This is a genomic window from Pseudactinotalea sp. Z1739 (assembly GCF_049725055.1).
Lineage (GTDB): Bacteria > Actinomycetota > Actinomycetes > Actinomycetales > Beutenbergiaceae > CALKWS01.
Genome location: NZ_JBMPQA010000002.1, coordinates 157,281 through 174,548 on the forward strand (window position 1 = coordinate 157,281; position 17,268 = coordinate 174,548).

Sequence of the window (17,268 nt, forward strand, 5' to 3'; positions counted from 1 at the left end):
TGCGGCGGCAGGCTTCAACGTTCAGGCGCTGCGGGTTCAGGCGCTGCGGCGCGGGTCGGGAACGCTCCATTCGTGCGTGCCCGATCCCACCTCCCGTTCGGCCTCGCCCGGGAGCGCCACTGTGGCGGAGGTGTTCGGCGGCACCGTGGCGCGCACCGTGAGCATCCCGTCCCGGACGACCCATCCCGCCTCGGCCATCCCGTAGGGCGTCTCCACGCGAGCCGAGGCGTCGTCGATGCCGGCGACGGGAGTCGGGGCGATCCGGATCCGGCGGTAACCCGGTGCCGCCGGTGCCAGACCGGCCAGGCACCGGTAGAGCCAGTCCGCCACCGCTCCGAAGGCGTAGTGGTTGAAGGAGGTCATCTGGCCCGGGTTGATCGTGCCGTCCGGGAGCATGGAGTCCCAGCGTTCCCAGATGGTGGTCGCCCCCATCGTGACGGCATAGAGCCAGGATGGCACCGAAGTCTGCAGCAGCAGCCGCCCAGCCGTGTCAGCGTGCCCGGTCCTCGTCAGGGCGTCGCAGATGATCGGGGTACCCACGAAACCGGTGCGGATAGTATCGCCCGCTTCTGCCACCAACTCGGCCAGCCGATCTCCCATCGCCTGGCGCGCATCGCCGTCGACCAGCTCGTAGCAGATCGCCATCGAGTAGGCCGTCTGGGTATCCGAGGTCAACCGATGCCCAGGGACTGAGTACTCGGCGAGGAACGCCTGCCGGGCCCGCTCGGCCAGGTCGGCGTAACGGGATGCCCCGTCGGCGTCACCGAGCAGCTCGGCGGTCTCGGCCACGATCCGGGCCGAGCGGATCAGGTGCGCGCTGGCCACCAGGTCCTTTTCCGTCTTGGCGTCGCCGGGGCTCTCCGGCGGGGCGTCCGGGTCCAGCCAGTCGCCGAACTGGAAGTCGCCCTGCCACAGCAGGTTCTCCCCGGCCCGCTCGGCCATGACGTCCACCCAGGCGCGCATGGAGGGGTATTGCTCGGCCAGTGCGCGCCGGTCGTCGAAGCGCTCGGCCAGCACCGTCGGCACCACCGTGGCCGCATCACCCCAGGCGGCCGCGGGACGCCCGCCATCGGGAAGCACCTGGGGCACCACGAACGGGCACACCCCGCCCAGGCCTCGTTGCTCGGCGGCCACGTCCTTCAGCCAGGCAGCCAGGAACGCACCGGAGTCGAACAACGTGGTGGCGGTGGGGCTGAACACCTGGATGTCCCCGGTCCAACCCAGCCGCTCATCGCGCTGGGGGCAGTCGGTGGGAATGGACAGGAAGTTGCCCCGCATCCCCCACACCACGTTCTCGTGCAGTCGGTTCACCCGCTCATCGGAGCACTCGAACCACCCCGTGCGACGCATATCGCTGTGGACGACGACGGCGGTCAGGGCGCTCGGGTCGAGCTCGCCGGGCCACCCGCTCACCTCGGCGTAGCGGAACCCGTGGAAGGTGAACTGCGGCTCGAAAACGTCGTGGCCGCCGGAGAGCACGAACTCATCAGTCGCCTTGGCATGCCGCAGCGGGCGCACACCCAACTCGCCGTGCTCCAGCACCTCGGCGTGGCGCAGGGAGATGACGTGCCCGGGCTCTCCCTGCACCTGCACCCGTACCCAGCCCACGAGGTTCTGCCCGAAGTCCACCACCGTCTTGCCGGACGGGGTGGTCAGCACCTCCCGGACGGGGAGTTCATCGGTGCGACGCACCGGTTCACTACTCATCGGCTCCGGCACCACCTCGCTCCGGCGCACCGCCACGGCCGGCCAGCCACCGTCGTCGAATCCGGGCCGGTCCCAGCCCGACAGCTGGCGGCGGGCATCGATGCGCTCGCCGTCGTAGATTCCGCTGTGCACCACCGGGCCTTCGGCTGCGCCGCGCCACTGCGAATCGGTGCTGAGCACCTCCGTGCGGCCGTCCAGGTACTGCAGGTGCAACTGGGCGGCGACGGCCGGCTGGTCACCGTAGAAGGCTCGGCCCTCGCCGTGGAACCCGAACTTCTCGGTGAACCAGCCGCCGGCGAACCTGATGCCGATGGCGTTACGTCCGGTGCTGAGCAAGTCGGTGACGTCGGTTGCCTCGTGTTCGATCCGGTACTGGTAACTCGTCCACCCCGGCTTGAGCACGTCCGTGTCGACGTCGCTGCCGTTGACCGAGACCTGGTAGACGCCCTGGGCGGTGGCGTACAGGGTGGCGGACGCGAGATCACCGTTCACCTCGAACTCCCGCCGCACCAGCCCGGGGCACGCCTCACCGACCGGCTCGGCCAGTCCGACGAACTCGGCCCGCCACTCCCCCTCACCCAGGAACACCGCACGCACGGTGACCGGCTCACTCCATGGTGAGAACTCGCCGTCGCCACCCCGTACCCGCACCTCCACCGCGTGCCGACCGTGGGGCTGCAGGGGCGCGAACGGCCATTGCACGAAGACGGAGTCCGCGCCGTCGAGCTCCACCACGTGCTCGGCGTCCAGTCGCACCTCGGCACCGGCCTGGTTCCAGTTCGGCACGTCGGTGCGCACCGTCCAGGACAGGCGCGGGGTCGAGGTGTCGGCGTAGTGGCCGTCCCGGCGGCGTTCGATGCGGACAGATAGAACCTCAATGGACATCGTCGTGATGCTCGCTTCCTTGCTTGCTTGCTGAAGATCCGGAGTGGGGGCGGACGCGCCCGGCGCGCCGCGCTGGGGATAGTGAGTTCAGCCCTTGACCGCCCCCGATGTCATGCCGGCGACGATCTGGCGGTTGAAGAAGATGTACATGACCAGCGGGGGGATCGTGATCAGCAGGGTGTTGGCGAAGAGCAGGTTCCACTGTGTGGCCGCCTGCTGCTGCATCAGGTTGAAGAGCGTCAACTGGACCGTGGCATTGCGCTCGCCCGGCAGGAAGTAGAGGGGGTTGACGAAGTCGTTGAAGACATTGACCGCCTGCACGACGATCACGGTGATCACGGTGGGCTTCATCAACGGCAGGATCACCGTGAAGAACAGCCGTACCGGGCCGGACCCGTCGATCACCGCGGCCTCATCCAACTCTCTCGGGATGGTGCCGACGAACGCCCGGAACAACAGGATGCAGAAGGAGATCCCGAAGGTGGCCTGCACCAGCACCAGCCCCGGCATGGTGCGAAACAGACCCAGCGCCTGCAGCAGCCACACCGTGGGCACCACGGCCGGCGGCACGATCAGACCGGCCAGGACGAAGAAGTTCACCACCGGGTTGATCTTGCTCACCCGCCGCTGCAGCACGTACCCCACCATCGCCGAGACAATCACCATCAGGGTCACTGCGGCGACGGTGATGATCGTGCTGTTGACGAAGGCCCGCAGCACGACGCCGTTGCGCATCGTGAGCACCTCGATCAGGTTCTCCACGAACGCCATCTGCTCCGGCCAGGAGAACTCCAACCGGGAGGCCTCGGCGGGGGTCTTCATCGCCTGCAGGATCACGAACACGAACGGCACCAGGAAGATGATCAACGAGGCGACGATCGCGACGATGCCGCCGGTCCACTTGCGTGCCGACCTCATCGCTCCACCGCCTTGCGGTTGATGATGATCGTGATCGGCACCATGATCGCGGTCACAGTGAGGAACAGGACCACGTTCCCGGCGGTGGAGAGACCGTAGAAGCCGGCCTGGTACTGCTTGTAGATGACTGAGGCGATCACATCGGAGGCGAAGCCCGGGCCACCACCGGTGGTGGCCCAGATGAGATCGAACGTGCGCAGCCCACCGATGAGGGACAGGATGATCACGGTCCCGGTCGCCGGCATCACCAGCGACAACGTGATCCGTCGGAACTGCTGCCAGGCGCCCGCCCCATCGATCTGGGCTGCCTCGTAGTACTCCCGCGGGATGGCTACCAGGCCGGCGATGTAGATCAGGGTCGCGATGCCCAGACCCTTCCAGATGTCCACTCCGGCAATGGTCAGCAGCGCGATGTTCGGATCGGTGAACCAACCCGGGCCGTCGATCCCCACGGCCGCCAGGATGGAGTTGACCATGCCGTCGAAGGGATCCAGTAGTGCGGTGAACATCACGCCCACCCCGATGGTGGACACCAGCACCGGGAAGAACACCACCGAGCGCAGGTAGCCCCGGGCCAAGATGTTCGAGACCAGGAGCACCCCGAGGGCCAGTCCGATCACCACCTTCGCACCCGAGGTGGTGACCCCGAAGATGAAGGTGTTGATGAACCCTTGGCGCAACTGGGGCTCGGTGAAGAACCGCACGTAGTTCTCCATCCCGATGAACTCCGAGCTGAACAGCGTCCAGCGGGTCAGGCTGAAGTAGAAGGAGGCGAAGGTCGGGATGGCGAAGAAGACGACGTACAGCAGCCCTGCGGGCAGGTAGAACCACATCGGATAGGCGTGGCGCCACACACCCGATGACCGGCCCCGGCCGGCCTCCCCGGCCGGCCTCGGCACGCGCCCCCTGGTCCAGGAGCGTCGCGTCTCGGCCGCCGGGGTGCCCGGGCGGGTCCCCGCAGTACTCACCAGCCGTCGAGGCCGAGCTGGCGGGCTTGGTTCACCACGTCGTCGTCGTAGTAGGCCGCCGCGTCCTCAGCCGAACGGATGCCGGAGCCGACCTCGACCATGATGTGCTCCAGGTTCGGCCCCTTCACCGGGGACAGGAATTCCAGCGCCGGTGCCGTACGGCCCTCATCGACGTACTGCTCCAGGTCGGTCAGGATCGGCGCGGCATCCGAGGGCAGGTCACAGGTGCCCGGGAAGGGCCCGGCGATCGAGAGGTACTCCGCCTTGAGTTCGCACCCTGTGTCGGAGGTGATGAAGGCCACGAAGTCCTTGGCCGCTTCCAGTTCGGCGCCCTCGGTGGTCTGCGGGATGTAGATGCCGGCGGCCTGCCAGATGGTGGCCTGGGTGTGCTCGGCCTCCTGCGCCGGGATCGCGAAGAAGCCGATGTCCTCCAGTGCCTCGGGGTTGTCCTGGCGCACGTGCGTGATCAGGTTGGACAGCATCGGGTAGTGCACCCCGTCGCGCTCGGCGAGCATCCGGGCGCCGTCGGCATCGGTGGCCGAGGGGAAGTTCTCGTTGAAGTAGCCGGCCTCGTAGACCTCCTCGTGGTTCCGGAAAGCCTGCACGGCGGGCTCATCGGCGTACTTGCGGTTGTTCGCCGTGTACTCCTCCGCCCAGTCCGGGTCCATCGAGTCCACGTTCGCGAAGTCGGCGAGAACGAAGAGTTGGGAGGTGTAGGTCGAGCCGTAGGTTTGGATCACCGGGGTCATCCCCGCCTCGGCGATCACCTCGTTGTTCTCCATGAACTCATCCCAGGTCTGGGGAACCTCGAGGCCGAGTTCGTCATAGACGGCGCGGTTATAGATGATGCCGCCCCCGAAGGTGGCGCCCCAGGCGTTGCCGTAGGTGCCGTTCTCGGTGCTGACGGTCGTGACGAAGTCCTCATCCAGCTCCCCCACCCACGGTTGATCGCTCAGGTCCACGAGCATCTGATCGGGGTTGAGTGCCTGGAAGAGCGACCCGCTGTTGTAAATGAACACGTCCGCCATCTCGTCGGTGGAAAGGCGCGTCTTGACGATGTTGTCGCCGTCGCCACCGCCGGGACGGGAGTCGACCGAGATGGTGACATCAGGATTGTCGGCGGTGAAGGCCTCGACCAGCGCCTCGGCCAGCGCGATGGTGTGGGGCTGGTTGTCGACCAGGAAGTCGATCTCCGCCGACCCCTCTCCTGCTGCGCTGTCCGAACATGCGGCCAGAACCAGACCGGCCGAAAGACCGGCGCTGAGTGCGATGAGAGTTCTCTTGTTGTTCTGCAACGTTGCAGCCATTGGACTTCCTTTCGCGGAGCCCCCGACGTTGGGGGTGATCACACGCTAGGTTGAATCCATTCAGGCTGACAAGGGGTGTCCTACATCACGTTTCTCAAGAAATCGTTTTCGTTGCTGAATCGTGACAATCGGTCTCGTCGGGCAGCCCACTGGCCCCGGTCAGGCGGCCAGCCGCGCCCTCAGTCGAGCCGGTGCCCGATCAGGGCCAGGTTCTGGATCGCCGCGAGGCTGGACTGCGCCGCGTCATTGGTGGAGATGAACACCTCGCTAACCTCGGTGAGCACCTCCGGTGGGCTGATCGTGCGCACCGGTCCCAGTTCCATCGGGGTGTGCTCACCACCGGAGCGGTAGGCCGCCCAGGCCCGGTCGGCCATCGCCTCATCACCGAGCCGGTGCGCCGCGTAGGCCAGCAGTCGGGAGTGCCACTGCGGGAAGTTGTTGCCGGTCAGTTCCTGTCCCACCTCGGCCACTTGCTCGGCAGGATCGGCCAGGTAGAGCCGGCAGTACTGCAGCCAGGCACGCTCGAACCCGGGCACCTCCACCAGGTCGATCAACTCCGAGCAGATCTCCACCAACCCGAAAATCGCCGAGAGGTGGGAGACCGCCACCTCACGCGCCGGGGCGGTGAAGCGCCCGGTGTCCAGGTCGTAGAAGGCTTCCCCGTGCAGGAACCCGTTCGGAAAGGCTCCGATGTCGGCCATCGTGCCCAGGAGCCGGTCCCTGGCGGCGACATCGCCGGTGATCTCCCAGTTCGCCAACCACGTCGCGGCCAAGGCGCCCCAGTCGGTGCCCAGTCCTACCCGTAGCCGGTTACGGTCCAGCGGTGCGGCGTCGTCGTCGCCGTGCAGTTTCCGGGTCGGTTCCAGCACGGCCAGGGCCGCGTCGCTGTCGGCCTTTTCCAGCAGCAGGTCGCGCGAGTGCTCATCGGCGGTGAGGAAGTAGTGCGGGCGGCGGAAAGCCGGGGATCCGATGCGCACCTGCTTGGCGCTGCACCCCCAGTGCTGCACGTTGTGCCGGGTGCCCAGGCCGCGGTGGTCGCCGCAGTGGTACACGTCCACGTCCCCGGTGTGCCGGGCCATCGCCTCGGCCCTCCGGAACACATCGGCCCGGCCGGTGCGCAGGAACATCGACCACAGCCACAGGTCGGTGGCCAACTCGGAATTGTCCCAGGCGTAGCCGCCGATGTCGTACTTCCAGGTGTGCCGGTCGAAGTCGTAGGAGTGCATGACGTCGCCGTAGTTCCAGAAGCCGTACCAGGACCGCTCTTCGACCTGAGTCAGGTAGAAGTCCACGATCGCGGTGAGCCGCTGCTCCAACTCCGCGCGGGCAGGGCTGGAGTGGTCCGCAACGTCCCAGTCCCCGAACACCCCGGCCCGGGCCAGCGCCTGCGGGGTGGGCACCAGCCGGGGGCGCTGCCCGGTGTGGGCCGCGTCGGCGGTCAGCGTCGTCAGGTCCGGGGTGGCGGGGTAGGCGACGACGTCCAACTCGTGGGTGCGGGCGATCCCGTGGGCGCTGCCCAGGCCGGGCTCATAGTCCTCATAGGTGATCTCCAGCGCCTCGAGTTGTTGGGGGTAGGTCTCCTGACCGAGGCCGTCGTGGTAGAAGCGCAGGTCCATCGGGCCCGCGTCCGGGGACCACAGCCACACGGTCACCTCACCGGAGTCGGTGTCGGCGCCGCGCAGGTCGATGCCGGTGGGGTGGGACTGCCAGAAGTCGGTCAATCCCACACCGAGGCCACCATCGATATCACCCAGGTAGGCGAACCCGGCGGCGCGGTCCCCGTGGGCCACGTCGATCCAGGGCCGGTCGGCGGCGGTGCGCTTGGCGATCGAGTACCCCTGCGGGCCGAGTTGCCGCAGGGTGTAGTCCGGCCAGCGCGGCACCCACGTGAGCAGGTCCCCCACGTCGCGTTGCCACTCTTGCGGGTCCGGGGTGGGCCGGCCCTGCACCTGCGCCCGGCGGACCTGTTCACCGGGGTCGCGGCGCAGCCCGGTCAGGCCCTGGACCGCCTCGCGAAGCACCCCCTGCTGCGCCCCGACGAAGCGGACGTGCCGGTCGTGGCACGCGGCCCGCAACGGCACCGCGAAGCGAACCCCGAGGGCGGCGAGGAAGTCCTGCTCCGGATCGCCGTCATAGGTGAAGGTATGCACCATCCGGAAGGTCCGCGCCCCGGCGGTGAAGTACAGCCGCACCGTGAACGGCAGCCAGGCACGGCGCTGCTCCCCGGGCCCGGCCTCATCCCGGACCTGGTCCCGGTGGCGTCCGCGTAGCGTCAGGACCGCACGGACCGGCCCGTCCTGTTCCACCTCGACCTCGGTGTGGTGCCCGACGGCGTCGGTCCGGTCGCGGTGGGCAGGTTCGGGGTGGTCCTGGCGTGCCGAGACCAGGTGCGCACCGGTCGCGACCAGGCGCTCGTCCACGTGCACCGCGCCGACCAGCGCGGCCCCCGAGCGGGGCACCACCACCCGCAACGGGCCGGTGTGCACCACGATTTCCGCGGCGCCCGGCTCGACGCGCACCGTGGCGCGTTCAGCAGCCGGATCCGGACTCGCCGGGGCAGGGCGGGCGGCGCCTCCCTGCTCCCCCGCGGTGACCACCCGGTAGGCCGCGGCCGGTGCCGCGGTGCTGCCCAGTCCGATGCCCGCCCACTTGACCGACCCGTCCGGCCACGTGGCCAGGGGCCACGTCTGCGCCGGGACCGGTGCACCGTCGTCGTCGATCACCGCGAGCCCCTCCGGGGCCGCCATCGCACCCCGTGGCAGTGGCACACCCAGGGTCGCGCCCGCGGGCAACCTGGCCGGTGCCGCATCGTCGAGCCAACGCAACGGTACGTCCACGTGCTGGATGGTCATGGACTCACTCCCCATTTCCCGATCGGTTCATGCTGGTCATCCAGGCCCTGCAGGGCCCGTAGATGCTGGGCCACGTACCCGGCCACCGCACGTGCACCGGCGAGGCCGAAGTGTGTGGTGTCGCGTTCGCCGTCCTCGGGCACCGCGTGCGGGAACAGGTCGGCACAGCCCCGCTCTCCCAGCCAGGTGTACAACCACCGGGTGAATGCGTTCAGGTCGATCACGGGGACGTCCAACTGGTCGCCCAGGTTTCGCACCGCGGCGGGGTAGCCGCCGTGAGAGACGCGCAGGTCGCCGTCGTCGTCGAACAGGCACCGCTCGGCGCTGGTGACCAGCACCGGTCGACCGCCGGCGGCGCGGACCTGCTCGACGAACCGGGCCAGGTTGTTCCGGTAGCCGCCCGCCGCGGCCAGTTCGGTCTCCTTCTGGTCGTTGTGCCCGAACTGGGTCACCACGAGATCACCGGGCTTGATCGCCGCGAGGGTGTCTGCCCAGCGTCCTTCTGCTTCGAAGGAGGCGGTGGTGGCCCCGCCGACGGCGCGGTTGTGCACCGGCTGGGTCATGAATTCGTGCAGCACGCCGCCCCAACCGATCACACCCGTACCGTCCAGGGGCCCCGGGGCCACGGTGGAGTCCCCGGCCAGGTGAATCGAGTTCACCCCTTCACGCTGCCGATCAGGATGCCCTTGGCGAAGTGCTTCTGCAGGAACGGGTAGGCCAGCAGCACCGGAATGGTGGCCACGATGATGACGGCGAACTTGATGCCCTCGACCGGGGGCGGCACGTCGGTGGCCAGGTCGTCAGCGGTCAGCGAGGCCGCGGCGGTCACCTGGCGCAGCACCATCTGCAGGGTCCACATCGACTGGTCGGACAGGTAGAGCAACGGGGACATGTAGTCGTTCCAGATCCCCACGGCGTAGAACAGCCCGAAGGTGGCCAGCACCGGTTTGGATAGCGGTGCGATCACGCTGCGCAGGATTCGCAGTTCGTTGGCGCCGTCGATCTTGGCCGACTCCTCCAGCTCATCGGGCAACTGTTGGAAGAAGTTCTTGATGATGATCAGACTGAAGGGGTTGATCGCCATCGGCAGGATCAGTGCCCAGTAGGTGTTCAACATGCCCAGGTCCCGCACCACGAGGAAGGTGGGGATCATGCCGGCGCTGAAGACCATGGTGAAGACCACCAGGGACAAGATGGTGCGCCGGCCCGGAAGGTCCACCTTGGACAGCGGGTAGGCCATCAGCGCGGTCAGGACCAGCTGGATCAGCGTGCCCACCCCGGTGACCACCACGGTGGTGATGAAGGAGCGCACGAACGCCCGCGAACCCAGGATCGACTCGTACGAGGTGGTGATGAACTCGCTCGGCCACAAGAAGAAGGGCCGGGTGGTGATCTCGTACTCGGTGGCGAAGGACCCGGCCAGCACGTACAGGAACGGCAGGATCGCGACCGACCCCACGACGATCAGGAAGGCGCCGTTGACGACGTCGAAGACCTTCCCGGCCCGGGTGTTGAACCGGTACCGCTGTTTGTTGGCGCGCGGGCGCTGCGGTACCGCGGGCGAGGTGTCGTGCTCTGCGGGCAGCGTGACGGGGGTGGAGTGCAGTGCCATCAGAAGATCCCCTGCTGGTTGAACCGTTTGGCCAGCCAGTTGGTCCCGAACACCAGGATCAACCCGACGATCGCCTTGGCCAGGCCCACGGCGGTGGCGTAGGAGTAGGCGCCCTGTTGGATGCCCACGAAGTACACGTAGGTGTCGAACACATCGGCCACCGAGCGGTTGAGGGCGTTGGACATCAGGTAGATCTGCTCGAACCCGGTGTTGAGGATCTGCCCGCTCTGCAGGATGAGCAACACGATGATGGTGGGCTGGATCGAGGGGATGGTGATGTTCCACATTCGTTGCCAGCGGCCGGCGCCGTCGATGATCGCGGCCTCGTACTGCTCCTGGTCCACCCCGGCCAGGGCGGCGAGGAAGATGATGGTTCCCCATCCGGTGTTCTTCCAGATCTCCTGCAGCAGGATCAGGGGCCGGAACCAGAACGGATCGGCAAGGTAGTTCGTGGTGCCACCCAGTGCCGAGTCCAGCAAGGCCGACAACGGGCCGGTGCCCATGGTGAACAGCAGCCCGGTCAGGGAGACCACCACCGTCCAGGACAGGAAGTGGGGGATGTAGACCAGCGTCTGGACGGTGCGCTTGAGGATCTGCAGCCGCATCTCGTTCAGCAGCAACGCCAGCACGATCGTCAGTGGGAAGGCGATGAACAGGCTCATCGCCGCGATGATGAGGGTGTTCGCCAGGATGCGGGGGAAGTCGGGGTTGGTGAAGAACACCTCGAAGTGCTGCCAGCCCACCCAGGGGCTGCCCTCGATGCCCAGGAACGGCACGTAGTTGCGGAACGCGATCTGCGCTCCGTACATCGGCCAGAACCGGAAGACGAGGAAATAGATGATGCCGGGCAGCATCAACAGGAACAGCCACCGGTAGCGCACCATCGTGGTGCCCAGGCCGCGTCGGCGCCGGGCCGGCGCGGGGCCGGGGGCGATCGCCACGGGTGGCGTCTGGGTTGCAACCCTCACCGCGGGTCCTTTCGTGGGTGGTCTGCCTGGTGGGGGCGGGACTGCGCCAGCGCCCGCCCCCACCAGCGGAGATCAGCCTGCTTGGGAGTAGAGTTCGTTGACCTCGGCGTCCACCTGTTCACCGCCGCTGGAGCGCCAGCGCTCCACCGCCTCGTCCATCCCGGATTCGTCGATCTGCCCGGCCAGGTACTGGATCCGGGCGTCGGCGATCAGGGTGTCGAGCTGGGTGGCGTTGGTGACGTAGGTCTCCGAGATCAGCCCGAGGGCGGGGTTGAACACCGCATCTTGCAGGTCTTCCTCCTGGAGTTCCTCACGCAGTTCGAAGATCTCCACGTCATAGTCGGTCTGGGGCAGCGGGGTGTAGAAGTGCTGCCCGGCCACGTTGGTGCCCAGTTGCGCCCAGGCGCCGGTGACGAAGTCGGTGAACTCCTGCATGTCGGGGTCGGTCACCGCGTACCCGTCCTCGACCTCGAAGTTGTGGCCTTCGATCCCGTTGTTCAGCAGGACCTGCGCCTCCGGGCTGTTCAGGTCATTCAGGACCTGCAGCACGGCGAGGAGCTCTTCCTCGGTCTCGATCGAGGAGCGCGGCACAGCCAGGAACCCGGCGTAGCCGGCGGTGGGCAGGGAGAACTTGCCGTTCGGGCCCTCCACCTGTCCGACCAGACGAACGTAGGAGTCGAAGTCGTCCGGGTCGTTCTGGCGGTACAGGTTGATCAACTCGGCCGCACGGGACTGCACGTCGATGATGATGCCGCCGTCGCCGTTCATGAACCGCTGGTTCCAGTCCTCCGGTGGCATGGTGGCGAAGTCGGGGTTGACGTAGCCGGAGTCGATCAGGTCGCGCTGGAAGCGCAGCGAGTCGCGCCACTCGTCGGTGGTCCAGGTGGCGGTCAGTTCCCCGCCGTCATCGCGCCACACGTTGCCAGCTCCGTGCCAGACGTCGATCGCATCCCAGGGGCTGCCGGTGCCCACTGCCGCGGGCCACTCCGGAACGATCAGGCCATAAGTGTCGTCCTGACCGTTGCCGTCGGGGTCGTCCTCGGTGAAGGCCCGGGCGATCTCGGCGAGGTCGTCGAGGGTCTCGGGGTCCTCCAGACCGAGGTTCTCCATCCAGTCCGCCCGCAGGATGATCGAGTGGCGGATCACGTCCCGGGCACGGTAGACGCCGAAGACCTGTCCGTTCACCCCGGAGGCCTCTTGCACCTCGGGGTTCTCGGTGACCAGGTTGGGGAAGTCCCCGGAGGCCAGGTAGTCGGTCAGTTCCCAGAAGCCGCCGGCCTCAGCGGTCTGGATGAAGCCCTGGCTCTTGTCCTGGATGACCATCACATCGGGGATGTCATCGCTGGCCAGCACCACGTTGGTCTGGTCGCCGTAGTTGGAGTTGGGCACCCAGCGCATGTTCAGGTCCACGCCGGTCAGGTCGGTCAGGGCCTCCTCGATCTCGCCCCCGGGCTCGGGCGCGGTCGGGGAGAAGAACGGAGCCATGATGGTCAGCGAGTCGAGCGAGGCCGCCTCGCCACTGCCGCCGGCCTCCCCGTTCTCACCGCCTCCGTTGCCGTTGCCACCGCCGCAGGCGGCCAGCACCAGTGCACCGGCCACCGCAGTGGCCACTGCTGTTGTGTGTCGATAACGCATGGGTTTCCTTTCTCGTCGACGCCGTCGTTGACGTCTGGGGTGTGTCAGATCGTGGGTGTCGCTGCCGGCGTGCGCGCAGGGTTCTGCGCGGCAGGGTCCGCCGGGTGGTGCTGATGGGTGTTTCGAGCCGAGATGCCCGTGGCGACGGGATCGGGAGTGCCGGCGGGCTGGGCCGCCAGGCCGCGGTCGTTGGCTGCGAAGAAGGACAGGCACAGCGCGGTGCACAGATACAGCGCCACCCCGACGGACAGCACCGGGAGCAGGCCCGGGACCAGGTAGGTGCCCACGCCGATCAGGGCGAGCGTGGCCGCCAGCAGCAACGGCGCCCCGGGAAAGCGCACCAGGAACTGCCCGGCCAGGCGCAGACAGTCCCGGCGCCGCACCTCGTAGTGGGCATCCATCGTCACCACCAGCACCTGGTAGACGACGGTCAGGGCGGCGGTACCCGCGATGGCGATCGTCAACGGACCGCTGCTGCGACCCAGGGTGACCTGGTTCACCGCGAGCAGGACCAGCACCAGGTGCGCAGGTGCCTGCAACAGGTTGGCGTGGCCGAACTGGGTACGCCAGTGCCGCACGAAGGTGCGCACCCAGGGGTGCACCTCCCCGCGAAGCCGCGCGCGTGCGCAGATGACCGCCGCGGTCAGCGCCGGGGCCAGTCCGAACAGCACGCCACCGGCCAGGGTCATCACGAGCACCAGCAGGTTCAGGAGCGCGGTGAACAGGACCGTGTCGGCAAACTCCCACGCGCGCCCCACGCCGAAGGCGCGGTCTGCATTCGCCCGGGTCGGACTGGCCATTGGGAACACCTCTTCGTGAGACATCTGTCGAGCGCGGGCCGGGGCCGACTGGCGATTCGAACCTGGGACTCGGTCGGGCACTCTCCCGCCGAGCGACGACCCTGCCGCTGGACAGCGTTTACCGTTGTGAGCGAGAACATAGCAATAAAACGATTCAACGGTCAAAGGTTCCAGGATCACGCTCCGGACTCGATCCGTCGCACCAGCCGCACGTCACACATGACGCACCGGTTCGGCTACATCAGGTCGCACGCGGGTAGCCGCTCCCGCACCCCGTGCGCCGCAGCCACCCAATCGCGCGCACAGCGCCACCCTGGCGACCATGACCGCCACAACCATCCAATTGCGCGCGTACAGCGCCACCCCGGCACCCACGGCCGCCACAACCATCCAATTGGGCTGTTCGGGCGCGGAGGCGAGCCGCTGCGCGGGCGCGCGCCGCAGTGCGCGCCCGCGGTCCGGGTTCGGGCCGGACCGGCGACGACGCGTGGAGCTTACCTGCGCGCCGGACCGGTACTGGCCCGTGGCACCAGCGTCGGAGGTACCTGCTCGGTGTTCACCGGAACCCCCACGATCAGGTCGATCAGCGCCTCCAGCGCACGCCTGCCCAGCACGGTGAAATCCTGCTGCACCGTGGTCAGCGGCGGGAAGTAGTGATCGGACCCGGTCACGTCGTCGAAGCCGACTACCGAGACCTGTCCGGGCACGTGCACGCCGGCCTCGGCGAAGGCCCGCAACAGCCCCAGCGCCATGTGGTCGTTCGAGGCAAAGATCGCGGTGGGCAGGTCCTCGAGCAACGCCTGCCCGATCGCATACCCCGACGCGGCGGTCCAGTCCCCCTGCCGGTCGGCGCGGGCGCGGATCCCGGCCTCGGCCAACTTCGCGTGCCAGCCGCGGGCACGCGCCCGGGCGTCGAACCAATCGACCGGCCCGGCCACGTGCACCACGTCACGGTGGCCCAACTCGATCAGGTGCTCGGCCACCATCCGTGCCCCCGCGCCCTGGTCCACGCTGAGGGCGTGCTGGCCGGGCTCCCACTTCGGGGTGGCCGCGATCATCAGCACCGGCAGGTCGGCAGAGGCGTTGCGGGCGGCCGCCGCGATCTCCTCGGTCGGGGCGATCACCACCGCGCCCTCCACGGCCTGGTCCAGGAACCGGTCGAAGATGGAGGTGACCATGTCCGGCGTCGGATGTACGGCGGTGGCCACGGCCACGAAGTACCCGGCCTCCCGCGCTGCGCGCTCCACCACGGCCAGGGTTCGGGAGGGGCCGTAGTGCTCCGATCCGGTGGTCACGATCCCGAGTGTTCCCGAACGCTGGGTCACCAGCGCCCGCGCTGCGCTGTTGCGCCGGTAGCCCAACTCCTCGATCGCCTGCACCACCTTGATGCGGGTGCTCTCGCGCACGTTCGGATGCTCGTTCAGCACCCGCGAAACGGTCTGGTGCGACACCCCGGCCAGACGTGCGACGTCCAGCATCCCCGGCCGGGTCCGCCCGCCTGCCACCATCGCCTACTCCCGCCACGTCGCACGCATCAGGACACAGATTCTACGGCTCGGCACCCGGCGGGCAGCGCACTTCCGCGCCGCGCCGGGACGGTTCGGCAGGCACACCCCCGCCCCGCGGCCTACCGTGGCCGGGACCAGCGCAGGTGCGTGGCGCAGCAGAATCGGGCCGACCGCACCGGTGCGGTCAGCGCGAAAGGAGCCAAGCCATGACGACGACGGACATCACCCTGCCCCTGCCCGGCCCCGAGGGCAACTGGAAACCGCTCACACTGCGCGAACCCACTCACTGGCCCACCCCCACCGAGCCCCTGACCGCCCGGTCCGCCTACGCCGCCGTCCCGGTCGCACCCCGCCACGACGCCGACAACGTCCCCGGCGCACCGGCCCTGATCGACTGGGATGCCACCCTCGGCATGCGCCAGCGGATATGGGACGCCGGGCTCGGCGTGGCCGAGGCGATGGATACCGCGCAGCGGGGAACGGGGCTGGACTGGGACGGCGCAGCCGAACTCATCGAACGCTCCGCCGCCCACGCTCGGGCCGCCGGCGGGACGATCGCTGCCGGGGCCAACACCGACCATCTACCCGCCGATGCCACACCCACCCTGACCGAGGTGATCGATGCCTACCGCCAGCAGGTCGAGGTGATCCAGCACGCCGGTGCCCGGGTGATCGTGATGGCCTCACGTCACCTGGCCGCTGCCGCCACCCACCCCGACGAGTACGCCCGGGTGTACGAGTCGGTGCTGGCCGATGTGGACCAGCCGGCGATCCTGCACTGGCTCGGGCCGATGTTCGATCCGGATCTGACCGGCTACTGGGGCAGCGAGGACCTGGACGAGGCACACCGGACCGTCGCCGACCTCATCGCCAGGGGCGCAGACCGGATCGAGGGCATCAAGGTCTCGCTGCTGGAGGCACGGCGCGAGATCGCCCTGCGCGCCGAACTGGCGCGCCGGGCCCCCGGGGTGCGCCTGTACACCGGGGACGACCTGAACTACCCGGAGCTGATCCTCGGCGACGGGCGGCACCACTCCGATGCCCTGCTCGGGGTGTTCGCGGTGATCTATCCGGCCGCCTCCGCGGCCCTGCAGGCCTTGCAAGCGGCCGACGACGACGGGGCTCGCCGGATCCTTGAGGACACCGTCGCCCTGGGCCGGCACATCTTCGCCGCTCCGACCCAGTCCTATAAGGCGGGGGTGGCGTTCTGGTCCTGGTTGAACGGGCACCAGCCGGGCTTTCAGATGCTGGACGGCATGCACTCGGCCCGCTCGGCAGCCCACCTGATCGAGGTGTTCCGTCTCGCGGACCGGGCCGGCCTGTTGCTGGACCCACCGGTAGCGGCTGCAAGGATGGCAGCGTTCCTGCAGGTGGCCGGCTACCGGCCGTGAGCAACGGAAGTGCCCGCATGCCCAGTACCTACCGCAACCGGCTGGCCTCGGCCGCAGACCTCGACCGTTTCGTCCTCGAGGGAGACGGCGCACTGTCCTTCCCCAGGGGCCGGTTACGCCTGGAGTCCCTACGCGATCCCGGCGAGGGTCAGGACGCCAACATCGTGTTGTGGTGCCCGCAGCCCTTCGGTGCCGAGGTGGAGATCTCCTTCGACTTCTACCCGCTGGCCGATGAGGGCCTGTGCATCCTGTTCTTCCACGCCACCGGTCACGACGGTCGCAACGTGCTGGACCCCGCCCTGGCGCCACGCACCGGCCCGTACCAGCAGTACCACCACGGGGATCTGGACGCCTACCACGTGTCCTACTTCCGCCGGAAGTGGGACACCGAGCGGCGCTTCCACACCGCCAACCTGCGCAAGTCCCACGGCTTCCACCTGGTGGCTCAGGGCGCCGATCCGCTCCCCCCGCTGGCCGACGCCGATCCGCCGTACCGGATCTCGGTCCGCACCCGTCGTGACCGGGTCCGCTTCGCGATCGACGATCTGCCGATCTTCGACTGGCACGACGACGGCGGCACCGGGGGCGACCCGTTGCGCGGGGGGCACCTGGGTTTCCGGCAGATGGCCCCGATGATCGCCGAGTACGCCGACCTGACGGTCCGGCCGCTCTGAGCACCCCCGCCCAGGGGCCGGCTCGGCCCGGGCCCGGCTCCGT

Annotated in this window: 13 protein-coding genes; 2 read left to right on the forward strand and 11 right to left on the reverse strand. The window is 68.4% G+C overall.

Going from position 1 to position 17,268, the window contains the following annotated elements; all coding sequences use genetic code 11:
• Nucleotides 1-36: 36 nt before the first annotated feature.
• The 11 genes from ACO0LV_RS03170 to ACO0LV_RS03220 form a co-directional block, all read right to left on the reverse strand.
• On the reverse strand, nucleotides 37-2,592 hold the full coding sequence (locus tag ACO0LV_RS03170; protein ID WP_424786415.1) for a family 78 glycoside hydrolase catalytic domain: 2,556 nt from the start codon (nucleotides 2,590-2,592) through the stop codon (nucleotides 37-39).
• 87 nt (nucleotides 2,593-2,679) lie between these two features.
• Nucleotides 2,680-3,510 carry a carbohydrate ABC transporter permease gene (locus ACO0LV_RS03175; protein WP_424786416.1) on the reverse strand — a complete coding sequence of 277 codons (831 nt, stop codon included), beginning with the start codon at nucleotides 3,508-3,510 and terminating at the stop codon, nucleotides 2,680-2,682.
• Nucleotides 3,507-4,343 carry a carbohydrate ABC transporter permease gene (locus tag ACO0LV_RS03180; protein ID WP_424786417.1) on the reverse strand — a complete coding sequence of 279 codons (837 nt, stop codon included), beginning with the start codon at nucleotides 4,341-4,343 and terminating at the stop codon, nucleotides 3,507-3,509. Before ACO0LV_RS03180 ends, ACO0LV_RS03175 begins: the two co-directional genes overlap by 4 nt.
• A 131-nt stretch (nucleotides 4,344-4,474) precedes the next feature.
• Nucleotides 4,475-5,785, reverse strand: coding sequence for an ABC transporter substrate-binding protein (locus ACO0LV_RS03185; protein WP_424786418.1), 1,311 nt, complete (start codon nucleotides 5,783-5,785; stop codon nucleotides 4,475-4,477).
• A gap of 179 nt (nucleotides 5,786-5,964) precedes the next feature.
• Complete coding sequence (locus ACO0LV_RS03190; protein WP_424786419.1) at nucleotides 5,965-8,637, reverse strand: Tat pathway signal sequence domain protein; 2,673 nt, start codon at nucleotides 8,635-8,637, stop codon at nucleotides 5,965-5,967.
• On the reverse strand, nucleotides 8,634-9,296 hold the full coding sequence (locus ACO0LV_RS03195; RefSeq protein WP_424786420.1) for a rhamnogalacturonan acetylesterase: 663 nt from the start codon (nucleotides 9,294-9,296) through the stop codon (nucleotides 8,634-8,636). Before ACO0LV_RS03195 ends, ACO0LV_RS03190 begins: the two co-directional genes overlap by 4 nt.
• Nucleotides 9,293-10,249: a carbohydrate ABC transporter permease gene (locus ACO0LV_RS03200; protein ID WP_424786421.1), complete on the reverse strand. Its 957-nt coding sequence runs from the start codon at nucleotides 10,247-10,249 to the stop codon at nucleotides 9,293-9,295. The genes ACO0LV_RS03195 and ACO0LV_RS03200 overlap by 4 nt, the downstream gene beginning before the upstream one ends.
• Nucleotides 10,249-11,217: an ABC transporter permease gene (locus ACO0LV_RS03205; protein WP_424786422.1), complete on the reverse strand. Its 969-nt coding sequence runs from the start codon at nucleotides 11,215-11,217 to the stop codon at nucleotides 10,249-10,251. The genes ACO0LV_RS03200 and ACO0LV_RS03205 overlap by 1 nt, the downstream gene beginning before the upstream one ends.
• Nucleotides 11,218-11,289: 72 nt before the next feature.
• The gene (locus tag ACO0LV_RS03210; RefSeq protein WP_424786423.1) at nucleotides 11,290-12,852 is read right to left on the reverse strand and encodes an extracellular solute-binding protein; all 1,563 of its coding nucleotides are present in this window, start codon (nucleotides 12,850-12,852) and stop codon (nucleotides 11,290-11,292) included.
• 44 nt (nucleotides 12,853-12,896) lie between these two features.
• Nucleotides 12,897-13,652, reverse strand: a complete 756-nt coding sequence (locus ACO0LV_RS03215) for a YesL family protein (protein WP_424786424.1) — start codon at nucleotides 13,650-13,652, stop codon at nucleotides 12,897-12,899.
• A gap of 494 nt (nucleotides 13,653-14,146) precedes the next feature.
• Nucleotides 14,147-15,160, reverse strand: coding sequence for a LacI family DNA-binding transcriptional regulator (locus ACO0LV_RS03220; protein WP_424786425.1), 1,014 nt, complete (start codon nucleotides 15,158-15,160; stop codon nucleotides 14,147-14,149).
• 206 nt (nucleotides 15,161-15,366) lie between these two features.
• Between ACO0LV_RS03220 and ACO0LV_RS03225 the strand changes: the two genes are divergently transcribed.
• Together ACO0LV_RS03225 and ACO0LV_RS03230 are read left to right on the forward strand one after the other, a co-directional pair.
• A complete protein-coding gene (locus ACO0LV_RS03225) occupies nucleotides 15,367-16,551 on the forward strand; it encodes a DUF993 family protein (RefSeq protein ID WP_424786426.1) in 1,185 nt (394 codons plus the stop codon).
• Between the two features lie 17 nt (nucleotides 16,552-16,568).
• Complete coding sequence (locus ACO0LV_RS03230) at nucleotides 16,569-17,225, forward strand: DUF1961 family protein (RefSeq protein ID WP_424786427.1); 657 nt, start codon at nucleotides 16,569-16,571, stop codon at nucleotides 17,223-17,225.
• The last annotated feature ends 43 nt before the right edge of the window (nucleotides 17,226-17,268 follow it).